At 64.4% G+C, this 21,064-nt stretch carries 22 protein-coding genes; 8 read left to right on the top strand and 14 right to left on the bottom strand.

Translation table 11 applies throughout. From position 1 onward, the window contains the following. Positions 1–119 precede the first annotated feature (119 nt). Positions 120–380, top strand: a complete 261-nt coding sequence (locus DES43_RS03675) for a DUF2312 domain-containing protein (RefSeq protein WP_035022298.1) — start codon at positions 120–122, stop codon at positions 378–380. Positions 381–461: 81 nt separating this feature from the next. On the opposite strand, the gene DES43_RS03670 is transcribed toward DES43_RS03675, so the two are convergent. Next, the gene (locus DES43_RS03670; RefSeq protein WP_035022297.1) at positions 462–1,496 is read right to left on the bottom strand and encodes an aspartate-semialdehyde dehydrogenase; all 1,035 of its coding nucleotides are present in this window, start codon (positions 1,494–1,496) and stop codon (positions 462–464) included. Positions 1,497–1,937: 441 nt separating this feature from the next. On the opposite strand from DES43_RS03670, the gene DES43_RS03665 reads away from it, so the two are divergent. After that, positions 1,938–3,809: a DEAD/DEAH box helicase gene (locus DES43_RS03665; protein WP_051520309.1), complete on the top strand. Its 1,872-nt coding sequence runs from the start codon at positions 1,938–1,940 to the stop codon at positions 3,807–3,809. A 165-nt stretch (positions 3,810–3,974) separates the two neighbouring features. On the opposite strand, the gene leuB is transcribed toward DES43_RS03665, so the two are convergent. The 4 genes from leuB to leuD form a co-directional block, all read right to left on the bottom strand. Then, positions 3,975–5,078, bottom strand: coding sequence for a 3-isopropylmalate dehydrogenase (gene leuB, locus DES43_RS03660; protein ID WP_035022294.1), 1,104 nt, complete (start codon positions 5,076–5,078; stop codon positions 3,975–3,977). A gap of 102 nt (positions 5,079–5,180) precedes the next feature. After that, a complete protein-coding gene (locus DES43_RS03655) occupies positions 5,181–5,531 on the bottom strand; it encodes a VOC family protein (RefSeq protein ID WP_035022293.1) in 351 nt (116 codons plus the stop codon). Positions 5,532–5,534: 3 nt separating this feature from the next. Beyond that, positions 5,535–6,377 carry a hypothetical protein gene (locus tag DES43_RS03650; protein ID WP_035022292.1) on the bottom strand — a complete coding sequence of 281 codons (843 nt, stop codon included), beginning with the start codon at positions 6,375–6,377 and terminating at the stop codon, positions 5,535–5,537. A gap of 196 nt (positions 6,378–6,573) precedes the next feature. Beyond that, positions 6,574–7,179 carry a 3-isopropylmalate dehydratase small subunit gene (leuD, locus tag DES43_RS03645; protein ID WP_035022288.1) on the bottom strand — a complete coding sequence of 202 codons (606 nt, stop codon included), beginning with the start codon at positions 7,177–7,179 and terminating at the stop codon, positions 6,574–6,576. Positions 7,180–7,348: 169 nt separating this feature from the next. Here leuD and DES43_RS03640 point away from each other — a divergent pair, with 169 nt between their 5' ends. From DES43_RS03640 to DES43_RS03625, 4 genes are all read left to right on the top strand, one after another. Beyond that, positions 7,349–7,792 (top strand): GNAT family N-acetyltransferase, encoded by a 444-nt coding sequence (locus DES43_RS03640; RefSeq protein ID WP_035022285.1) that lies wholly within the window; start codon positions 7,349–7,351, stop codon positions 7,790–7,792. A 54-nt stretch (positions 7,793–7,846) separates the two neighbouring features. Beyond that, the gene (locus tag DES43_RS03635) at positions 7,847–9,040 is read left to right on the top strand and encodes a vWA domain-containing protein (RefSeq protein WP_035022282.1); all 1,194 of its coding nucleotides are present in this window, start codon (positions 7,847–7,849) and stop codon (positions 9,038–9,040) included. Between the two features lie 85 nt (positions 9,041–9,125). Next, positions 9,126–9,530 carry a peptide-methionine (R)-S-oxide reductase MsrB gene (gene msrB / locus DES43_RS03630; RefSeq protein ID WP_035022279.1) on the top strand — a complete coding sequence of 135 codons (405 nt, stop codon included), beginning with the start codon at positions 9,126–9,128 and terminating at the stop codon, positions 9,528–9,530. 17 nt (positions 9,531–9,547) lie between these two features. Beyond that, positions 9,548–10,063, top strand: a complete 516-nt coding sequence (locus DES43_RS03625) for a GNAT family N-acetyltransferase (RefSeq protein ID WP_133674806.1) — start codon at positions 9,548–9,550, stop codon at positions 10,061–10,063. Positions 10,064–10,100: 37 nt separating this feature from the next. Here DES43_RS03625 and DES43_RS03620 read toward each other — a convergent pair whose 3' ends face one another. The 9 genes from DES43_RS03620 to DES43_RS03580 all read right to left on the bottom strand — a co-directional run bounded on the left by DES43_RS03620 (position 10,101) and on the right by DES43_RS03580 (position 18,795). After that, entirely contained in the window at positions 10,101–11,357 is a 1,257-nt protein-coding gene (locus DES43_RS03620; RefSeq protein ID WP_035022276.1) for a D-amino acid dehydrogenase, read from the bottom strand. A gap of 34 nt (positions 11,358–11,391) precedes the next feature. Beyond that, positions 11,392–12,525, bottom strand: coding sequence for an alanine racemase (gene alr / locus DES43_RS03615; protein WP_035022273.1), 1,134 nt, complete (start codon positions 12,523–12,525; stop codon positions 11,392–11,394). Between the two features lie 219 nt (positions 12,526–12,744). Next, positions 12,745–13,266: an RNA pyrophosphohydrolase gene (locus tag DES43_RS03610; RefSeq protein ID WP_035022270.1), complete on the bottom strand. Its 522-nt coding sequence runs from the start codon at positions 13,264–13,266 to the stop codon at positions 12,745–12,747. A gap of 3 nt (positions 13,267–13,269) precedes the next feature. After that, on the bottom strand, positions 13,270–14,427 hold the full coding sequence (locus DES43_RS03605) for a divergent polysaccharide deacetylase family protein (protein WP_035022267.1): 1,158 nt from the start codon (positions 14,425–14,427) through the stop codon (positions 13,270–13,272). A 93-nt stretch (positions 14,428–14,520) separates the two neighbouring features. Next, positions 14,521–15,846 (bottom strand): S41 family peptidase, encoded by a 1,326-nt coding sequence (locus DES43_RS03600; protein ID WP_035022263.1) that lies wholly within the window; start codon positions 15,844–15,846, stop codon positions 14,521–14,523. Between the two features lies 1 nt (position 15,847). After that, entirely contained in the window at positions 15,848–17,122 is a 1,275-nt protein-coding gene (locus tag DES43_RS03595) for a murein hydrolase activator EnvC family protein (RefSeq protein WP_035022260.1), read from the bottom strand. 141 nt (positions 17,123–17,263) lie between these two features. After that, positions 17,264–17,746, bottom strand: coding sequence for a 23S rRNA (pseudouridine(1915)-N(3))-methyltransferase RlmH (rlmH, locus tag DES43_RS03590; RefSeq protein WP_035022257.1), 483 nt, complete (start codon positions 17,744–17,746; stop codon positions 17,264–17,266). Between the two features lie 81 nt (positions 17,747–17,827). Then, entirely contained in the window at positions 17,828–18,262 is a 435-nt protein-coding gene (gene rsfS, locus DES43_RS03585; protein ID WP_084496348.1) for a ribosome silencing factor, read from the bottom strand. Between the two features lie 149 nt (positions 18,263–18,411). Next, complete coding sequence (locus DES43_RS03580; protein ID WP_035022254.1) at positions 18,412–18,795, bottom strand: hypothetical protein; 384 nt, start codon at positions 18,793–18,795, stop codon at positions 18,412–18,414. Positions 18,796–18,821: 26 nt separating this feature from the next. On the opposite strand from DES43_RS03580, the gene DES43_RS03575 reads away from it, so the two are divergent. After that, positions 18,822–19,862 carry an RluA family pseudouridine synthase gene (locus tag DES43_RS03575; RefSeq protein ID WP_035022251.1) on the top strand — a complete coding sequence of 347 codons (1,041 nt, stop codon included), beginning with the start codon at positions 18,822–18,824 and terminating at the stop codon, positions 19,860–19,862. 186 nt (positions 19,863–20,048) lie between these two features. Next, on the top strand, positions 20,049–20,960 hold the full coding sequence (gene rpoH, locus DES43_RS03570; protein ID WP_035022237.1) for an RNA polymerase sigma factor RpoH: 912 nt from the start codon (positions 20,049–20,051) through the stop codon (positions 20,958–20,960). Positions 20,961–21,064: the final 104 nt, after the last annotated feature.

The following is a 21,064-nucleotide window of genomic DNA, read 5'->3' as shown; positions in this document are numbered from 1 at the left end:
GGTCTGGGCAGGCCCCACAAACCGCTTGACCCGCCCAAGCCTGTCGGGCATCGAACCGGGCTGAATTTGCGGCCCGGCTTGCCGAGTCGCCGCCAACCAGAAACGATACGGAGAACAACATGGCCGACGAGATCACCGAAACCAGCAACACCGTGGCCGCCGGCCAGCTGCGGGCCTTCATCGAGCGCATCGAACGGCTCGAGGAAGAGAAGAAGACGATCGCCGACGACATCAAGGAAGTGTTCTCCGAGGCCAAGGGCACCGGCTTCGATACCAAGGCGATGCGCACCATCATCCGCCTGCGCAAGAAGGATCAGGCCGAGCGCGAGGAGGAGGAATCGATCCTCGACCTCTACAAGGCCGCGCTGGGCATGGTGTGACCGGCACTCGCTGCTTTCCAAAAGAAAACCGCCCCGAAGCAGCACTTCGGGGCGGTTTCTTTTTGAGCGTTACGATGCGGCTCAGGCGGCCTTCTGCTTCGGCTGGATGAGCCCGCGCGCGACCAGCAGTTCGGCGATCTGCACGGTGTTGAGGGCAGCGCCCTTGCGCAGATTGTCCGACACGATCCACAGATTCAGGCCGTTGTCGATGGTGGAGTCCTCGCGGATGCGCGAGATGTAGGTCGCATCCTCGCCAGCGCTCTCGATCGGGGTGATGTAGCCGCCGTCCTCATGCTTGTCGATGACCAGGCAACCCGGCGCCTCGCGCAGGATGTCGCGGGCTTCGTCTGCGGTGATCGGCTTCTCGAATTCGAGATTTACGGCTTCGGAATGGCCGATGAACACCGGCACGCGCACGCAGGTGGCGGTGACCTTGATCTTCGGGTCGAGCATCTTCTTGGTCTCGGCCACCATCTTCCACTCTTCCTTGGTGGTGCCGTCTTCCATGAACACGTCGATGTGCGGGATGACGTTGAAGGCGATGCGCTTGGTGAACTTCTTCGCTTCCACCGGATCGGCCACGAACACGGCGCGGGTCTGCGTGAACAGCTCGTCCATGCCCTCCTTGCCGGCGCCCGACACCGACTGATAGGTCGAGACCACGACGCGCCTGATGGTAGCCGCATCATGCAGCGGCTTCAGCGCCACCAGCATCTGCGCGGTGGAGCAGTTGGGGTTGGCGATGATGTTCTTCTTCGAGAAGCCCTCGATGGCGTCGGGGTTCACCTCCGGCACGATCAGCGGCACTTCCGGGTCGTAGCGGAAGGCAGAGGAATTATCGATGACGACGCAGCCCTGCTTGCCGATCTTCGGCGACCATTCCTTGGAAACATTGCCGCCGGCGGACATCAGCGCGATGTCGGTATCGGAAAAATCGTAGGTTTCGAGCGCCTTTACCTTCAGCGTCCTGTCGCCGAAGGACACTTCGGTGCCCTGGCTGCGGCGCGAGGCCAAAGCGACCACTTCGCCGACGGGAAACCCGCGCTCTTCCAGAATGTTGAGCATTTCGCGACCCACATTGCCCGTGGCGCCGACAACCGCAACCTTGAAGCCCATCGAAGTCTATCTCCTGTCGCTCTCCGCTTGTTTTGCTTGGAGAAACCCGCCGGCCGTTTGCGGGTCCCGCCTCCCTCGGGCCGGACCCGGGGAGAGGGCGAGCAGGCCAAGGGAGATCAGACCGTGGTGGCGGTCGTTTTTTTGGCCGTGGTTTTGGTCGAAAGCAGGGACGCGAACATGCCCCCGGCGGAAGCCGGGGTCTCGCGGCTGAAAAGTCCGCGTGCGAGAAAAGCCATTGTAAGGCCGCGCATGGTGGAAACGTCCTGTTCGGGGGCGCTTTTACGCGTTTTGCGTCAGGAGTCAATTGCGTCGCACTGTACAAGGGCGGCCAAGCGCAGTAGGAGCGGCGCAAGATCCGTTCCGGCCGCGCTGGCTTTTTCGCCCCGAGGCCGATTTTACTTTTCGCGGGCCGGCGAAGGCCCCGTATTCCGAAAGACGACAATGATGGTTGAAGGTATCGCGCCTGCGCTGGCCGAGGCGCTGGAAAAGCGCGGTTATTCCGAGCTGACGCCCGTTCAGAAGGCTGTGCTCGATCCGGCGCTGGAACAGTCCGATGCGCTGGTTTCCGCTCAGACCGGCTCCGGCAAGACGGTGGCGTTCGGTCTGGCCCTTGCTCCGACGCTGCTGGGCGAAGGGACCCGGTTCGGGGCGGCCGGCGCGCCGCTCGGGCTGGTGGTCGCGCCAACCCGCGAGCTTGCCCTGCAGGTGGCGCGTGAACTTGTCTGGCTCTACGAATTCGCAGGTGCCGCGATCGCCACCTGCGTCGGCGGCATGGATATGCGCACCGAGCGGCGGGCGCTGGAACGCGGCGCACATATCGTGGTCGGCACGCCCGGCCGCCTGCGCGACCATATCACCCGCGGCGCGCTCGACATTTCCGGCCTCGCCGCCGTGGTGCTGGACGAGGCCGACGAGATGCTCGACCTCGGCTTCCGGGAGGATCTGGAGTTCATTCTCGGCTCCTCGCCGGTCGAGCGCCGTACCCTGATGTTCTCGGCCACCGTGCCGCGCGCCATCGCGACACTGGCGAAGGAATATCAACGCGATGCCGTGCGCATCGCCGCGGCGGGCGAGCAAAAGCAGCACCACGACATCGAATATCGTGCGCTGGTGGTCACCCCTGCCGACCGCGACAACGCCATCGTCAACGTTCTGCGCTACTACGAGGCGCGCAACGCCATCGTGTTCTGCAACACGCGCGCGGCAGTCAACCATCTCACCGCCCGCCTGAACAACCGCAATTTCTCGGTGGTCGCCATGTCGGGCGAACTCAGCCAGAACGAGCGCACCCATGCCTTGCAGGCCATGCGCGACGGGCGGGCGCGGGTGTGCATCGCCACCGACGTGGCGGCACGCGGCATCGACCTGCCGGGTCTGGAACTGGTGATCCATGCCGATCTGCCGACCAATCCCGATACGCTGCTTCACCGCAGCGGCCGCACCGGACGGGCAGGGCGCAAGGGCATCAGCGCGCTGATCGTTCCGCATCCGGCGCGCCGGCGCTGCGAACGCGTGCTGCAGGCCGCGCGCATCGAAGCCGAATGGGCGCGCCCGCCATCGGCCGAGGAGGTGATCGCGCGCGACAACGAGCGGATGCTGTCCGATCCGGCCTTGTCTGAACCGGTCAGCGACGGCGAGCGCGACTTCGTCGCCACGCTGCTCGAGCGCTTCGGCCCCGAGCAGATGGCGGCTGCCTATCTGCGCATGAGCCGCGCCGGGCGCTCGGCTCCGGAATATCTGTCGGAAAGCGGGCCGCTGCCGGTTGGCGGCAAGGCCGGCGGCCATGCCGGCACGCCGTCGAAATCGCGCGACGATTTCGGCGACAGCGTGTGGTTCTCGCTGTCGGTCGGCCGCAAGCAGAACGCCGAGCCGCGCTGGCTGATCCCGATGCTTTGCCGCACCGCCAACCTGACCAAGCGCGAGATCGGCGCCATCCGCATGCAGCCGGAGGAAACCTTCGTGCAGATCGCCGCCGACAGCGCCGATGCATTCGCCGCGGCCCTCGGGCCGCATATGACCATTCAGGGCAATATCCGTGTCGAGGCGGTGGACGGCGAGCCGGATTTCTCGCGCAGCGCCTATCGCGCGCCGCGGCCGGAAAAGAAGCCGCATCGGGGCAAGGGCGGGTTCGACAAGGACAATGGCGAGCGCACACCGAAAAAGAAGTTCGCGAAGGGCGACAAGCCTGCCGTTGCCGAGGCTGGCGGAAAGCCATGGGGCGACAGGAAGCCGGGCAAGCCCGGCAAGCCGAAATTCGACAAGAGCCCGGCAGTAAAACCGTCGGGGAAAAAGAAGCGGGCGAAGTCCGAATAGGAACCTGACAAGGACAGAAAGGCCGCCAGGAGGCGGCCTTTTTTAATCAGGACAACTCGTCTTAAAGCGTGTAGCGATCTTTCAGATTCGCTCCTTACGCTTCAAGTTATTGTTTTTACGCATGTCGTTATCCCGAAACCGGTTCCCACTTTCGGGCGACATGCTTTAGCCGGCGCGGTAGTTCGCCACGATGGCGTCGCCCATCTCGGCGGTGCCGACCTGTTTCATGCCTTCCGACATGATGTCGCCGGTGCGGTAGCCTTCGTCGAGGACCGCCGAGATCGCCTTCTCCAGACGGTCGGCTTCCGTGACCATGTTGAAGGAATAGCGCAGGCACATGGCGAACGAGGCGATCATGGCGATGGGGTTGGCGATGCCCTTTCCGGCAATGTCGGGTGCGGAGCCGTGGACCGGCTCGTAGAGCGCCTTGCGCTTGCCGGTCTTCGCGTCCGGCGCGCCGAGCGAGGCGGAAGGCAGCATGCCGAGCGAGCCTGTCAGCATCGCGGCTACGTCGGAGAGCATGTCGCCGAACAAATTGTCGGTGACGATGACGTCGAACTGCTTGGGCCAGCGCACGAGCTGCATGCCGCCGGCGTCGGCCAGCATGTGGTCGAGCTTCACGTCGCTGTACTTCGCCTTGTGCGTGGCGGTGACAACCTCGTTCCACAGCACGCCCGACTTCATGACGTTGCGCTTTTCCATCGAGGTGACATGGTTGTTGCGGGTACGGGCCAGCTCGAAGGCCACCCCCGCGATGCGCTCGATCTCGAAGGTGTCGTAGATCTGCGTGTCGATGCCCCGCTTCTGGCCGTTGCCGAGATCGATGATCTGCTTGGGCTCGCCGAAATAGACGCCGCCGGTCAGCTCGCGCACGATGAGGATGTCGAGGCCCTCCACCACTTCCTGCTTGAGAGAGGAGGAGGCGGCCAGTGCCGGATAGCAGATGGCGGGGCGCAGATTGGCGAACAGTTCGAGGTCCTTGCGCAGGCGCAGCAGGCCGGCTTCGGGGCGCACCTCGTAAGGCACGTCGTCCCACTTCGGACCGCCGACCGCGCCGAACAGAACCGCGTCTGCCGCCAGCGCCTTTTCCATGTCTTCTTCCGAAATCGCCTGCCCGTGGGCATCGTAGGCGCAGCCGCCGACAAGGCCCTCTTCGGTGGCGAAACCGGCACCGTCTTCGTTCATGACCGCGATCAGTTTCTTCACCTCCGTCATCGCCTCGGGGCCGATGCCGTCGCCTGGGAGGAGGAAGAGTTTTTTGGAAGCCATGAGATATTTCCCCGAGGAATTTTTGAACCGCCGCTTTGCTAGCCGTGCCGGCGCGCTTGCGCAAGACGAAAGCGGCAGCTTCCGCCCTCCACGGAGGCGTGGCTACAGGTGCGAGAGGATGTTTACCAGCCGGCCGAAGGGATCGCGCACATAGAAGCGGCGCACGCCCCACGGCTCGTCGGCGGGGCCGTATTCGATGCTGAAGCCGGCGGCCTTCATACTCGTAAAAGCCTCATCGACATCGTCCACCTCGATGGAAAGATCGGGCACGGGGGTTCCGGATCCGCCTTCCGCAGCGAAAGAGACCTGCACCGCCATCCGTTCAGCCGATCCCCATGTGGCGATCCAGCCATGATCCATGAGAAGGTCGAGGCCGAGCACATCGCCATAAAAACGCCGCGCCGCCGAGAGGTCAGCGGCCGCGACATTGGCGACGATGCGCCGGACCTTCATGGATTATTCGCGCCCCGCGAGCGCCTTTTCCATGGTTTGCCGCAAATCTGCGGGCCAGTTCGCGGACGCCGGCCAGGTTTCCGGTGTCCTGCCATCGGTCTGGCGGGCCAGATAGAGTTTCTCATTGGCCGCGTCGATGGCCATGAAGCCGTCATATGTGCCGCAGGCGTGCGGAATGCAGCCGTCGCCATAGATCAGGCCCGAGGCGGTCTTTTCCGGCTCGCCGCTGACCAGAAGGCTGGTTGCCACTTCTTCGAGCCTGTCGCCCAGAAGTTCTCTGGCCTGAGTGTAGACAGCCTCGTTCTGGAATGCATCGATCATGCTGCCGAGCCTTGCGGGGTCGACGTCCTTCCATGTCGTTCCCGCTTCGGGAGCGTAGGTCAACTCGCCGGCGGTGGCAAAACCGTCCTGCGGGGTCCAGCGCTTCACCACGCCGGATGTGCCCGGTGTCAGCCATGGCACGAAATAGAGCCAGTCGCCGGCGACCGCCATTACCGGGGCGCCGCAATCGCCTTCGCCGATGCCGGCGCGCTGGATCGCACCGTCCTCCCCCTTCCACACCATGACCTTGGCCGGACCGCAGGCATTGCCGCCGTCACCAACGTCGAACAGCGCCACCTCGGTGTCTCCGAGTTTGGCGATCTGATCGAAATAGATCACATAGGCGCTGGCCAGTTCCTTGTCGCCGAAGGACAGGGTCTTTTCGCCATATTCCTCTTCCTGGGTGATGGTGAAGGCTCCGTCTGCGAACGGAATGGATTGCGGCTCATCGCTCTGGGCGAATGCGCTGGCGCAAAGGCCGAGGCCGGCCAGTGCTGCGAGGGACGGGCGGAAAAAGTGTTTCATGCTTGCGAACCTCCGGTTGCGCGGTGATCGCTTTCCCGACTGGAGGAATCGAATCGGGATAGCTTGCTGAAGGGCAAACTAGGGAGGGTGCCGGGTGCTGTCCACCTTGCGCATTGATGGAATCGAAGGTGCCAGAAAGCAAAGCGGGATGCGGGTGAACGTCCGCATCCCGTTCGATCTTTATTTCCGGAACCTGTCAGGCCCAGGGGCGCATTTCGGCGTTCTTCTGCTCGAAATTGCTGATCGAGCCGGCCTTCTCCATGGTCAGGCCGATGTCGTCGAGACCATGGAGCATGCAATGACGCCTGAAGTCGTCAAGATCGAAGGTGATCGTGCCGCCATCCGGTCCGCGGATTTCCCTGGCCTCAAGATCGATCGACAGCGTGGCGTTGGCGCCGCGCGAGGCGTCGTCCATCAGCTTGTCGAGGTCTTCCTGGCTGACCGTGATCGGCAGGATGCCGTTCTTGAAGCAGTTGTTGTAGAAGATGTCGGCGAACGAGGTCGAGATCACGCAGCGGATGCCGAAATCGAGCAGCGCCCATGGCGCATGCTCGCGGCTCGAACCGCAGCCGAAATTGTCGCCGGCGACGAGGATCTGAGCGTTGCGATAGGCGGGCTTGTTGAGCACGAAATCGGGATTTTCCGATCCGTCCTCATTGTAGCGCATCTCGGCGAACAGGCCCTTGCCGAGACCGGTGCGCTTGATCGTCTTGAGATAATCCTTGGGGATGATCATGTCGGTGTCGACATTGACGATCGGCAAGGGTGCGGCGACGCCGGTGAGCTTGGTGAACTTGTCCATGGCTTGTGCCCGTAGTGTCGTTGCGGGAGTTGCTGGCCTTCGCTTTACACAAAGCCGGCGCATAAGGAAAGGCGCGGAGGGGCGATGGTGCAGCAAACGCAGCTTCCTGCACCATGGCACAGGCGATCATGCCCTTCTAGGCTGGTTAGCGAACCGGGAGAACAAGAGCATGAACGACATCACCATCAGGCCGTTGCAGCAGGGCGACCACGACGACTGGCGGCGGCTGTGGCGCGCCTATCTGGAGTTCTACGAGACCAAACTGCCGCAGGAGGTCTATGCGGCCACATGGGAGCGGCTGTTCCTGCCCGGCGAATATGAACCGAAGGGCTTCATCGCGCTGGCAGATGGCGGAGCCGTGGGCCTCACCCATTACATGTATCACCGGTCGGGCTGGTCGCTGGCCAACAAATGCTATCTCCAGGACCTGTTCGTCGATCCGTCGGTGCGCGGCGGCGGGGTCGGTGCGGCGCTGATCGAGGCAGTGCGCAAGGCGGCGCGGGAAGCGCAGGCGGGCGAGGTCTACTGGCTCACACATGAGAGCAATGCCACGGCGCGCCGGCTTTACGACCATGTGGCCACGAATACCGGCTTCCTCAAATACCGGCTCTAGGCGGAGGCTGGCGTCGTCATTTTACAAAGCGGCGAAAAGCGTTACAACGCCGGCATGTTCATACCCTTCTTCCTCGAACTGAAAGCGGCAAAGGTGCCCGTCTCGCTGCGGGAATATCTGTCGCTGCTTGAGGGCATGGAGGCGGGGCTGGTCGATTACGATGTCGAGGGGTTCTACTATCTGGCGCGCGCCGCGCTGGTGAAGGACGAGCGCCATATCGACCGCTTCGATCAGGTGTTCGCGCATGTCTTTCGTGGAGTCGAAGCCGTTGCGGGGGGAGGCGGCATCGATGTCGCCAATCTGCCGGAAGAGTGGCTGCGGCGGCTGGCCGAAAAGCACCTGAGCGATGAGGAAAAGCGGCTGGTCGAGGCGCTTGGCGGCTTCGAGAAGCTGATGGAAACGCTGCGCCAGCGGCTGGAAGAGCAGAAGGGCCGCCATCAGGGCGGCTCGAAATGGATCGGCACCGCCGGCACCTCGCCATTTGGCGCCTACGGTTACAATCCGGAAGGCGTGCGCATCGGCCAGCACGAAAGCCGCCATCGGCGCGCCGTGAAGGTCTGGGACAGGCGCGAATTCCGCAATCTCGACGATTCGGTGGAACTGGGCACCCGCAACATCAAGGTGGCGCTGAAACGCCTGCGCCGCTGGGTGCGCGACGGGGCCGTCGAGGAACTCGACCTGCCCGGCACCATCCACTCCACCGCGGAGCATGGCTATCTGGATGTGAAGACCCGGCCGGAGCGGCGCAATGCGGTGAAGCTTCTCATGTTCTTCGACGTCGGCGGCTCGATGGACGACCACATCAGGAGCGTGGAAGAGCTGTTTTCGGCCGTGCGCACGGAATTCAGGCAGCTCGAATATTTCTACTTCCACAACTGCCTCTACGAGGGCGTATGGAAGGACAATCGCCGCCGCCATGCCGAGGTTATTCCGACGTTCGACGTGCTGCACAAATACGGCTCCGACTACAAGGCGATCTTCGTGGGCGACGCTTCGATGAGCCCCTACGAGATCAGCCATCCGGGCGGCTCGGTCGAGCACTGGAACGCCGAAGCCGGCGCGGTGTGGCTGCAGCGCGCGCTTGCCCAGTGGCCGAACGCGGTGTGGCTCAACCCCATCGCCGAAAAGCACTGGGGCTACACCTATTCCATCGGCCTGATCCGGGAGCTGTTCGGGCAGCGCATGTATCCGCTCACGCTGGCCGGGCTGGAGGCGGCGACGAAGCAGCTTGGCCGCGCCGTGCATTGATGCGTCTGGTCCGGCCGGCCTTGCGATCCTATCTTTACTGATAAAAAGCAGATGAAAAAACAAACTGCGCCGGCAAGAGATTTTCATGGAAACCACCCTCTATCCCGTCACCCGCAGCGATGCCGAATGGCGCGCGCTGCTTTCGCCGGAACAATATGCGGTGATGCGCCAGCACGCCACCGAGCGGCCGGGAAGCTGTGCGCTGCTGCATGAGCATCGCGCCGGTGCGTTCCATTGCGCGGGCTGCGATGCGAAGCTGTTCGAGGCCAGGCTCAAATTCGAGAGCGGCACGGGCTGGCCGAGCTTCAACGATCCGGTTCCGGGCTCGGTCGGCACCACCACCGACCGCAGCCATGGAATGCTGCGCACCGAGGTGCATTGCGCCACCTGCGGCAGCCATCTCGGCCATGTCTTCCCGGACGGCCCGCCGCCGACCGGCCTGCGCTACTGCATCAACGGCATAGCGCTGAACTTCAAGTCGGCCGACTGACGGAGGGTGCAGCAGGCATGAAGTTTCGCGTCGCGCGTCCGTCTGACGCTCCGATACTGGCGGCCATTTCAATAGAGGTCTGGTTAGGGACTTATATCCGGCGTGGAGTGAATGCCTTTTTTGCCGAGTACGCATTGAATGAGTTTACGGCAGCCAGACTGGAAACTCTGCTCGCAGACCCTGACGAGCATTTCATTGTATCCGAAAACGAAGATGGGCCGGATGGGTTCATCCGCATCAGTCATGAAAAAGCAGCCCCGATCGAGAATTGTTCCACTCTGGAAATATCGACCCTGTATGTTCAGCCTCGTAACCATGGCAGAGGCCTTGGAAAAGCGCTGCTGGAACAAGGTTTGCAGCATGCCCGCTCGACCGGCGCTCCATCAGTGTGGTTGGCCGTCAACTCCGAGAACGCTGCCGCTATAGCTTTCTATCTGAAACAGGACTTTGAGAAGGTGGGCAACACGCATTTTCGCATTAACGATCAGGCTTACCTGAACGACGTGCTCAGGCGCCAGCTTCCACCCGAGTGATGCCTGCGGCAACTGGCGCTTCCAATTCACCTGTGAATCACGCTGCGTAGCGCTGGGGTCCCAGCGCGCTGGCGTCGATATCGGGCTTGCGGCCGGACATGATGTCGGCCAGAACCCGTGCCGAGCCGCAGGCCATGGTCCAGCCGAGCGTGCCGTGGCCGGTGTTGAGGTAGAGATTGGCGTATTTCGAGGCGCCGATGATCGGCGGTCCGTCCGGCGTCATCGGCCGCTGTCCGGTCCAGAAGGTGGCCTGGCCGATATCGCCGGCGCCGGGGAACAGGTCGGTCACCGAATGCACCAGCGTGTCGCGGCGGGCATCGTTCAGATTGAGGTTGTAGCCGGAGATTTCCGCCGTGCCGCCGACGCGGATGCGGTCGCCGAGACGGGTGATGGCGATCTTGTAGGTCTCGTCCATCACGGTCGATTCGGGCGCGCGCGCGGCATCGACGATCGGTACGGTGATCGAATATCCCTTGACGGGATAGACCGGAATCGGCTGTCCGAGCTTGCGCATCCAGATCGGCGAGTAGGAGCCCAGCGCCATGACATAGCTGTCGGCGCGGTACTTGCCGGCGCTGGTGTTGACGCCGGTGATCTTCCCGCCGGAAGTCTCGATGCCGGTGACGGTGACGCCATACTCGAACTTCACGCCGGCTGCGGTGGCGATTTCCGCCAGCCTTTCGGTGAACATCTGGCAGTCGCCGGTCTCGTCGCCGGGCAGCCGCAACCCGCCCACGAACTTGCCGCGCACGTTGCCGAGACCGGGCTCGACGGCGATGCAGCCTTCGGGGTCGAGCACCTCGAAGGGAACGCCGGTCTGCTTCAGCACCTCGACGTCGCCGCCGATGCCGTCGAGCTGCTTCTGGGTACGGAAGAGCTGGAGCGTGCCCTGCATGCGCTGGTCATAGGCGATGTTGGTGCGCGAGCGCAGGTCCTTGAGCACATCGCGGCTGTATTCGGCGATCGGCACCATGCGCGACTTGTTGAGCGCATAGCGCGCGCCGGTGCAGTTGCGCAGCATGCGCAGCATCCAGGCATACATGTGCCAGTCGAGCGTGGGCTTCAGCACCAGCGGGCCATGCTTCATGGTCAGCCATTTCAGCGCCTTGACCGGCACGCTCGGTCCCGCCCATGGCGATGAATAGCCCGGAGACACCTCGCCGGCATTGGCGAAGGAGGTTTCCAGCGCCGGGCCGTCCTGGCGGTCGATGACCGTCACTTCATGGCCGGCTTCGCTGAGGAAATACGCGGTGGTAACGCCGATGACGCCGCTGCCGAGGACCAGTACTTTCATGCTCTACTCCCGAAAAATCTGTGGCCCGGCGGGATCACGCGCCGACATGGATGCGGTGGAAACGGTGGCCGAGGCTGGTCAGCACCTCGTAGGCGATGGTGCCGTAGGAACCCGCCACATCGTCGATGGTCTGGTCGGCATCGATCAGGTCCACCAGATCGCCGGGCCGGAGCCTGCCTTCCGGCAGGGCCGAAATATCGAGGATGATCGAATCCATCGATACGCGGCCGACGAAGGGCAGTTCGATGCCGTCGAAACGGGCGGCGGAAGCCGCGCAGCGGTGCCAGCCGTCCGCATAGCCGAGCGAGATGGTAGCGAGCCGCTGCACGCCCTCTGCCGTGGCCGTGTGGCCGTAACCGATGCCCGCCCCCTTCTCCACCGTGCGCGTCTGGATCACCCTGGACTGAAGCCGGATGACCGGCAGCATGGGGTTTTCCTGCCTGGGCGTCGGGTTGATGCCGTAGAGTGCGGCTCCCGGCCGGGCGAGCTGGTGATGGTAGCTTTCCCCGAGGAAAATGCCGGAGGAATTGGCGAGCGAAGCGGGCGCGGCGGGCAGCATGGCACGCAGGCGGTCAAACTCGATGCGCTGCGCCTCGTTGGCCGGATGGCCGGGCTCGTCGGCGCAGGCGAGGTGGCTCATCACCAGCCTGAGGTCGATGCCTTCCAGCGCTTCCGGATCGGCGGCGACAGCCTCGACTTCCCGTGGCGACATGCCGAGCCGCGACATGCCGCTGTCGACCTGAATGGCCGCCGGCAGGGAATGTCCTGCGGCTTTGGCGGCCTCGCGCCATGCGGCAAGCTGTTCGGCGCTGTTGAGCACGGCGGTCAGGCCGGCGGCAACCGCATCTGCCTCGGAACCGGGCGGCAAGCCGTTCAGCACATAGATGGCGGGGCCAGTGCCGATGGCGGCGCGCAGCGCAATGCCTTCGCCGACATGGGCCACGAAAAACGTATCGCAGCCTTCCTGCATCAGCGCGCGGGCGACGCGGTCCGCGCCGAGCCCATAGCCGTCGGCCTTGACCACGCCGGCGCAGCGGGTTCCTCCCAGCCTTGCCTTCAGGCGGCGGTAATTTTCACGGATTGCGCCGAGATCGATGGTCAGGACGGAGCCGGCATCGGCCGCCGGATCGGTCACGACGGCCCTGTATCCACGCGGAACCTGATTCATGTCTTCCACCCGGTATTCTTTCGCAAAGGGGCGTCAATAACGCGCTTCAATGCTTGTAACACCGATCAGGCGCACATTCCTTGCGAATATGGCTCCTGAAGTCGTGGATCGTTCGAATGGAAGTGTTCTGCGGCCCGGATTCCGCACGGAAATACCGTGTTTCCGAAAGAGGCCCAAAATCGCCGCTTTTCCCGCCTGCTGCGAGGCTTGCCGGGACGGTTATCCCGCCAGATGGCGGAAGGCGCTCACCACGTCCTCATAGACCCTGCGCTTGAAGGGCACGATGAGCTCCGGAAGCCTGGTCATGGGGAGCCAGTCCCAGCGGTCGAATTCGGCCGTATTGCCGCCGGGTGGCGGGTTCACGCGGATCTCGCTCTCGTCGCCTTCGAAGCGGAAGGCGAACCAGCGTTGCATCTGGCCGCGATAGCGCCCCTTGAAGGCAAGGCCGACCAGTTCGGGGGGCAGGTCGTAGCGGAACCAGTCGGGGGCCTCGGCCAGAAGCGAGACGCTTTCCATGCCGGTTTCCTCGAACAGCTCACGGCGCGCGGCGGCCAGCGGCTCCTCGCCCTTGTCGATGCCGCCCTGCGGCATCTGCCACAGCATGTCGGAGCCGGTGGTCTCGTCGTCGGGCTCGGGAAGGCGGTGCCCGGCCCAGACCAGACCGCCGCGGTTCAGCACCATCACGCCCACGCAGGGGCGATAGGGCAGGGTCCGGGGGTCGACGGGCTTGTTCTTCGACATGGTTCAGCGTTTCTCCGGATCGTTGGCGACGGCGGAAACCGGCACGATCTCGATGCCGCGCATCTTCGCTTCATCGACCCATGACGCCACGGCGTCAACCGTCACGTCGAAGGCCGAGCCGATGCCGATGGCGCTGCCCTTGGCGCGGGCGGTGGCTTCCAGCTCGTCAAGTTTCTTCAGGATCGCGGTGCGGTCCTGCACGGCGTCGATCTGGGTGTCGGCGACGGCGAGCGGCATCTTCTCCTGCGCCGCCAGTTCCGGCGCCCGGCTGCGGGCGGAGGAGCCGTCGTCGAGATAGCCGAGACCGCGCGCGGCCAGTTCGCGCATGATCGGGGCAAGCGCCTGCTCGTCGGCGGTGAAGCGTCCGCCCATATAGTTCATGACGGTGGTGTAGTTGGTGGTGCGCGACAGGACCCGGCGCATGGCCTGGAGATTGTCGTCGGGCGCGGCGTCCACGGTCAGCGTGTTGCGGCCGGGATCGACATTTGGGTAGTCGAACGGCTCCATCGGCATCTGCATGACGATTTCGTGGCCTTTCCGGCGACCTTCCTGCATCCAGCGGCCGATCGAGTTGCCCCCCGAGGCGAAGGCCAGGGTCACCTCGGGGGGGAGCCTGGCTATCGCCGCCTGCGTGCCGGTCTGCGATACGGCGAGGCCGCCGATGATGATGGCAACACGGGCTCCACGTGTACCGGACCATGGGCGGGCATAGACGTCGAAGGGCCGCCTGCCGTCGGCGGCGCGCACAGGCAGCGGCCCGCCCTCTGTCTCTTCGACCAGCGCCCGATCCGGCAGATGCGCGACGCGCAGATCCTGTTGCAGGGCGGAGGGGTCGCGCACCACGATTGCGCCGCCCTCTTCGCCGGTTTCCTCAGGCTGTACGCGGATGATCCGGGATCCGCCCGGTTGCGTTGCAGCCTGAATTTCAGGGCGCGGTTCCGGCTCGGCAGGCGCTTCCGCAGCGGCTTGCCGGGTGGCGACGACTTCCGGCTGACGCCAGGGCCGCTCGCGCAATGCAATCATGGCCGAAGCGCCAAGCACGGCCACGGCGGCAAGGACGGTCATCGCCGTTGCGAAAGAGATGCGGACGCGTGCATCTGCCGGGCGCAACGATTTTTGCCCCTGACCCAGCGGCCGGTCGATCTCCTTCTCGTCAGACAAGCAGTATCTCCCCCGAATCAGAACTGCCGGAACCACAGGGTTCCGGCAGGATGGCATTGCACCGGGCAGATGAACAGGTCCGCGCCGCTGTGGCTACTGGTTGAGGACGGCCTTGTCCGGATTGGGCGGGAAGGCCGGATCGGTCTTCTTGCCGCGCAACAGGTCCAGCGCGTAGTTGAGCTGAATGTCGTCCTTGGCTTCCGGCGGCACATAGGCGACCGAGCCGGAGCCGGTGTCGCCTTCCTCGGCGCCCTTGATATGGCCCTTGAGGTCGGATTCGCCACGGGTCAGGTCGCGGCCCTGCAGTTCGGGCGGCAGCGGCTGGTCGACCTTGATGTCGGGCGAGATGCCCTTGCCCTGGATCGATTTGCCGGACGGCGTGTAATAGAGCGCCGTCGTCAGCCTCAATGCCCCGTTCTCGCCCAGCGGAATGATCGTCTGGACCGAGCCCTTGCCGAAGGACTGCGTGCCGACGACGGTTGCGCGGCGCAGATCCTGCAACGCGCCGGCGACAATCTCGGACGCACTGGCCGAGCCGCCATTGATCAGCACCACGACCGGCTTGCCGTCGATGGAATCGCCGGGCTTGGCGTCGAAGCGGGTCACGTCCTTGGGGTCGCGGCCGCGTGTCGATACGATCTCGCCGCGGTCGAGGAAGGCATCGGACACCGAGACCGCCTGATCGAGCAGGCCGCCCGGATTGAGGCGGAGGTCGAGCACATAGCCCTTGAGCTTGTCCTTCGGGATGTCCTTCCTGATCGAGGCGATGGCGGCCTCGAGGTCTTCATAGGTCTTCTCGGTGAAGGAGGTGATCTTGATGTAGCCGACATCGTCGTCGGCGCGGAATTTCACCGCCTTCACCTTGATGATGTCGCGCACGACCTTGATTTCGAGCGGCTTGTCGGCGCCCTCGCGCAGGATGGTCAGCGTGATGGGGGTGGAGACCGGCCCGCGCATCTTCTGCACCGCGTCGTTGAGGGTCAGGCCGCGCACCTCCTCGCCGTCGATCCTGGCGATGAAGTCGCCGGCCAGAACGCCTGCCTTGGCCGCCGGCGTATCGTCCATCGGGCTGATGACCTTGACGAGGTCGTTTTCCATGGTGACTTCGATGCCGAGGCCGCCGAACTCGCCCTTGGTCTGCACGCGCATGTCCTGCGCCGCTTCGGCATTCATGAAGGAGGAGTGCGGATCGAGCGAGGTGAGCATGCCGTTGATGGCGTTCTCGACGAGCGCCTTGTCATCCGGGGGCGTCACATACTGGGCGCGCACGCGCTCGAAGATGTCGCCGAAGATGGCAAGCTGCTTGTAGGTCTCGGCGCCTGCCGCGTTCGCCGCCGTGCCCGGGACGCCATAGACAAGGCTCATGGCGGATGCGCCCATGAGCGCACCGGCAAACAGGAGCGAGAGTTTCCGCATCATTTCACGTCCTTCCAGAAACACGGTCCGCCCACCACGGGGTCGGATCAACGGGTTTACCATCCTTGCGGAACTCGACATAGAGCTCCGGCGTGGCATTTGCATCCTGTGCAGCCGAGGTGCTCGCCACCCTTGCCTCACCCATCGCGCCGATTGGTTCACCCGCGAGAACGGATTGGCCGGACGCGACGGTCAATCTGTTCATCCCCGCCAGGACGACATGATAGCCGCCGCCGGCGTCGAGGATCAAGAGTTGACCGTAGGAGCGGAACGGCCCCGCATAGAGTATTTCCCCATCCGCCGGTGCGGTGACGATGGCGCCCGATTGTGTCGCAACCATGTCGCCCTGCATCAACGATCCGTTACCGTCGCTGGCGCCGAACCGGCGTTTCACCGTGCCGATGACCGGCAGCGCGATCTGGCCGTGCAGGGAGCGGAAGGGAATGCGTTCGAGCAGGCGGTTGGCTTCGGGAACCGGCAGGGCCGCGATGCGGGCCTCTTCCTCGGCCTTGCGCGCGGCTTCCTTGTCCAGCGCGGCGATCAGGTCCTTCAGGCTGCGCGCCTTCGCGGCAAGCTCCTGAGCGTTCTGCTGCTCGGCCTCGATGGCTGCCTGCGTTTGCGCCTGGTATTTCTTGCGCGCCTCCAGAAGAAGCGTCAGCCTCTGCTTCTCGGCCAGTTGCTCGGTAACGGAAGCGGTCAATCGCGCGCGCTCGGCCTCGATCGAGGCAGTGACACGGGAATGCTCCTTCAGGTCGGCCATCAGCTTTTCGGTTTCGTGGCGCAGTTCCGGCACCACGGCGCCGAGCAGGATGGCGCTGCGCACCGAGGCCAGCGCGTCTTCCGGCCGCACAAGGATCGCAGGCGGCGGATTGATGCCCATGCGCTGCAAGGCGCCCAGCACCTCGGCCAGCACATCGGCGCGCTCGGCCAGCGAGGCGCGGATGCGGGCGTCCTGCCCTTTCAGTTCCTCCAGCCTCATGCCGATGTCGTCGATGTCCTGCCCGAGCTTCTGCTCGGTCCTGGCCGACTGGATGAGGGCGGCGGTGATGCCGGCATAGTCCTTGCGCACCGAGGCGATGTCGGCGGCGAGCTTCGCCAGCCGTTCCGACGAGAGGCTGATCTCCTTCGCCACCCGCTCGTATTCGGCGCGCTTCGCGTCGACCTCGGGGGCGTTCTCCGGCGCGGCATGGGCAGGAGCGCACGAAACCAGCAGCACCAGCACCGCCAGCAGGCGGCGGGCGCCGCGCAGGCCCGGTTCCGGTCTCAAGCGCTCATCCATGCAGGAGCGAAAGTAGCGGCAGCATCGTTAACGAATCATCAACCATGTTTGCGGGTTTCGCGGACCGGTTTGCGACCCGACTGCTGCTGAATGCAGAATGGGGCGAAAATCCGGGCGAAGCGGCTTCATCTGCCGTGATTCTCAGGCTCGATGATAGGGGTGTCCGGCAAGGATGGTGGCGACGCGGTAGAGCTGCTCGCCCAGCATGACGCGGACAAGCTGGTGCGGCCAGGTGAGCGCGCCGAACGATATGACCAGCTCGGCCTCGTTGCGCAGCGCCTCGCCATGTCCGTCCGGCCCGCCGATCGCCACCACCAGCGCCTTGCGGCCGTTGTCGCGCATGGCGCCGATGCGGCGGGCGAGCTCTTCGGAGGAAAAGCTCCTGCCACGTTCGTCGAGCAGGACGAGGGCGGCGCCTGTCTGCACATGGGCAAGCAGCTTCTGGCCTTCCTCGCGCTGGCGTTCCTCCACCGTCTGGCCGCGCCCTTCCGGGATTTCGGTAATGCCGCCGAATTCGAGGCCGACGGCGGGCCCGCTGCGGGCGAACCGCTCATAATAGCGGTCGCCAAGCTCCTTCTCGGGGCCGGACTTCATGCGGCCCACGGCGTGTACGATGAGTTTCATGCCTGCACCAGATCACACACCGGACAACCCGAAAAGCGGAAACCACGCTCCGGTCCGATGTTTCAAAGGGAGACGCTCACCTCAGTGAAGCGTCTCTTCCTCCAGATCCGGCGCCTGCCACATCTTCTCCAGATTGTAGAACTCGCGAACTTCCGGACGGAAGATATGGACGATGATATCGCCCGAATCGATCAGGACCCAGTCGGCTCCCGACAGCCCTTCGACGCGCGCATTGCCGAAACCGGCATCCTTGAGCGCCTTGAGCAGATGGTCGGCGACTGCCGCGACATGACGGTGCGACCGGCCGGAGGCGATGACCATATGGTCGCCGAGGCTCGATTTGCCCTGAATGTCGATGGGGACGATGTTTTCGGCCTTTGAGTCTTCGAGACTGGCAAGGACGATGTCGAGGGCGCGGGGGTGGCTGGCGCCTATCCCGGCCGGCGAAGGCGCGATGTCGGCCTTCTTCCGAAGTGCTGTTCTCAGTGTCTTTCCTTTCGCAACAAGAACAACCATGCCGTCTGCACATCAGGCGGCAGGTCAAAGATAGGCAGAGTCGCATTGCAGTTTCAAGACGAGCCCGCGCCGTGCGCGCAGAAGTGATCGGGCCGAAGCGCTTCGCGATCTTTCAGTTTCGCTTCTTGCGCTTCAGGTCCCTGTCTATTTTATCTGTTGCGGATGGCGAAGCGTCCGACCAGCCTTTGCGCGGCAATGTCGTAGACGAACAGCATGCGCTCGCCGCCGGCAAGTTCAGCATCGAGTGAAATGCGGTCGCCGGAAATCGACTGCGAGACGATGCGCGCGCCGACGGGAAGTACGATGTCGGCCTCGGCCGGCTGCCCGGCCGGAAGCTGTATGTCGCCTGCGGGTGCGGCGACCTGAGGCGCCGATGTCCGGGATTTGTAGACAAGGGCCGCGATCACCACCATAAGGGCGAGGAACAGAATGCCGAGATTGATGCCCATGAAGCGGACCATCTTGCGGCGCACCTTCTCGATGGAAGGATCCAGCGGCTTTTCGTCTTCATCTTCGGCTTCGGGCCGGGTCATGGCAGGGTCCGCAACAGTTCGACAGGATGAGCGGTCATAACGAAGTGGGTGCGGGATTGATAGAGGGCGAGCGGGTCGAACTGGTCACCGATGCGGACGCCGCCGGCCAGCGTCTCGACCAGTGGCTGGCCGCGCGGCTGGCCCCCGACCTGTCGCGCAGCCGGGTGCAGGCGCTGATCAGGCAGGGCGCGGTGCTGGTCGGCGGCGTCGCGGCCGGGGAGCCGAAACGCAAGCTGGCAGCCGGCGAGCGGGTCGAGGTCGCCATGCCCGAGCCGGAGCCGGCGGCGCCGCAGGGCGAGGCCATCCCGCTCGACATTCTCTACGAGGACGACGAGCTGATCGTCGTCAACAAGCCGGCCGGGCTGGTGGTGCATCCGGGCGCCGGCAACTGGACCGGCACGCTGGTCAACGCGTTGATCCACCATTGCGGCGACAGCCTGTCCGGCATCGGCGGGGTGAAGCGGCCGGGCATCGTCCACCGGCTCGACAAGGACACGTCGGGCGTGCTGGTCGCGGCCAAAACGGACCGCGCCCACAAGTCGCTGTCGCAAGCCTTTGCCGACCATGGCCGCAGCGGCGATCTCGAACGCGCCTATTTGGCGCTGGTCTGGGGCGTCCCCGAGCGCCTGTCAGGCACCGTCGACGCGCCGCTCGGCCGGGCGGCGGACCGGGTGCGGCGCGCGGTGGTGCCGGAAGGGCGCGACGACGCGCGCCATGCCGTCACCCACTACCGGGTCGAGGAGCGGTTTGGCGAGGGCCAGAGCCGGTATGCGGCGGCAAGCCTCGTGGAATGCCGGCTGGAGACGGGCCGCACCCACCAGATCAGGGTCCATATGGCGCATATCGGCCATCCGGTGGTCGGTGACCCGGATTACGGGCAGGCGTTCCGCACCAAGGCGAACCGGCTGCCGGAGCCGCTGAAGGATGCGGTTGCGGCCTTTCCAAGGCAGGCGCTGCATGCGCGGCTGCTTGCATTTCGCCACCCCGCCACCCATATGATGATGCGGTTCGAGGCGCCGCTGCCCGCGGACATGGCCGCCATCGTGAGCGGCTTTCGCCAAATCTGAACCTGCCATCAAAAAACCTGACTCGCTTTGTTCACTTCGCCGTGACAGTCTGTTTCGCATTGAACAAATGCGTGCTTTTCTGGTTTTGTTCCTGTATAAGCTCGTATTCGTGGATGTGCGTTTTCGGCATCCGCGCCACATGCCCGCCGCGTTTCGGGGGCATCGACCCAGAGAGGAGGGTGCTTTATGGCCCAGTCACTACCCAGCATCGTTTCCGGCGAAGGCGGCCTGACCCGCTACCTTGAGGAAATCCGCCGCTTTCCCATGCTCCAGCCGCAGGAAGAGTATATGCTCGCCAAGCGCTATCACGAGCATGGCGACACCGACGCCGCACACAAGCTCGTCACCAGCCACCTGAGGCTCGTTGCCAAGATCGCCATGGGCTATCGCGGCTACGGCCTGCCGATCGGCGAGGTGATCTCGGAAGGCAATGTCGGTCTCATGCAGGCGGTCAAGAAATTCGAGCCGGAGCGCGGCTTCCGGCTGGCCACCTATGCCATGTGGTGGATCAAGGCCTCGATCCAGGAATACATCCTGCGCTCGTGGAGCCTGGTGAAGATGGGCACCACCGCCAATCAGAAGCGCCTGTTCTTCAACCTGCGCAAGGTGAAGGGCAAGATCCAGGCGCTGGACGATGGCGACCTGAAGCCCGAGCAGATCGCCGAGATCGCCACGCGTCTCAACGTCTCCGAGGAGGAGGTGGTTTCGATGAACCGCCGCCTGTCGGGCGACGCCTCGCTCAATGCGCCGATCCGCGCCACCGAGGGCGAAAGCGGCGAGTGGCAGGACTGGCTGGTCGACGACAGCGACAGCCAGGAACAGATGCTGATCGAGCAGGACGAGCTGGACAATCGCCGCAAGATGCTGGCGAACGCCATGTCCGTGCTGAACGATCGCGAGAGACGCATCTTTGAGGCGCGCCGTCTCGCCGAGGAGCCGCTGACGCTGGAAGAGCTGTCCGGCGAGTTCGACATCAGCCGCGAGCGCGTGCGCCAGATCGAGGTGCGTGCCTTCGAGAAGGTTCAGGATGCGGTGAAGGCGGAGGCAAAGCGCCAGATGCAGGCACTGCGCACCATCGAGGCGCAGCCGGCTGCATAACCGGCTGGTGCACTCGGAAAAAGCAAACGGCGCTCCCTGTGGGCGCCGTTTCCGTTCATGCAGGCACCCGCCAGTCCGGCAACCATCAGGTGTGTCGGCGTCCG

Source organism: Aquamicrobium defluvii, assembly GCF_004363725.1.
GTDB classification, from domain to species: domain Bacteria; phylum Pseudomonadota; class Alphaproteobacteria; order Rhizobiales; family Rhizobiaceae; genus Mesorhizobium; species Mesorhizobium defluvii.
Note: the sequence above shows the minus strand (reverse complement) of the source record. Positions and strands in the feature narration are given on the sequence as shown.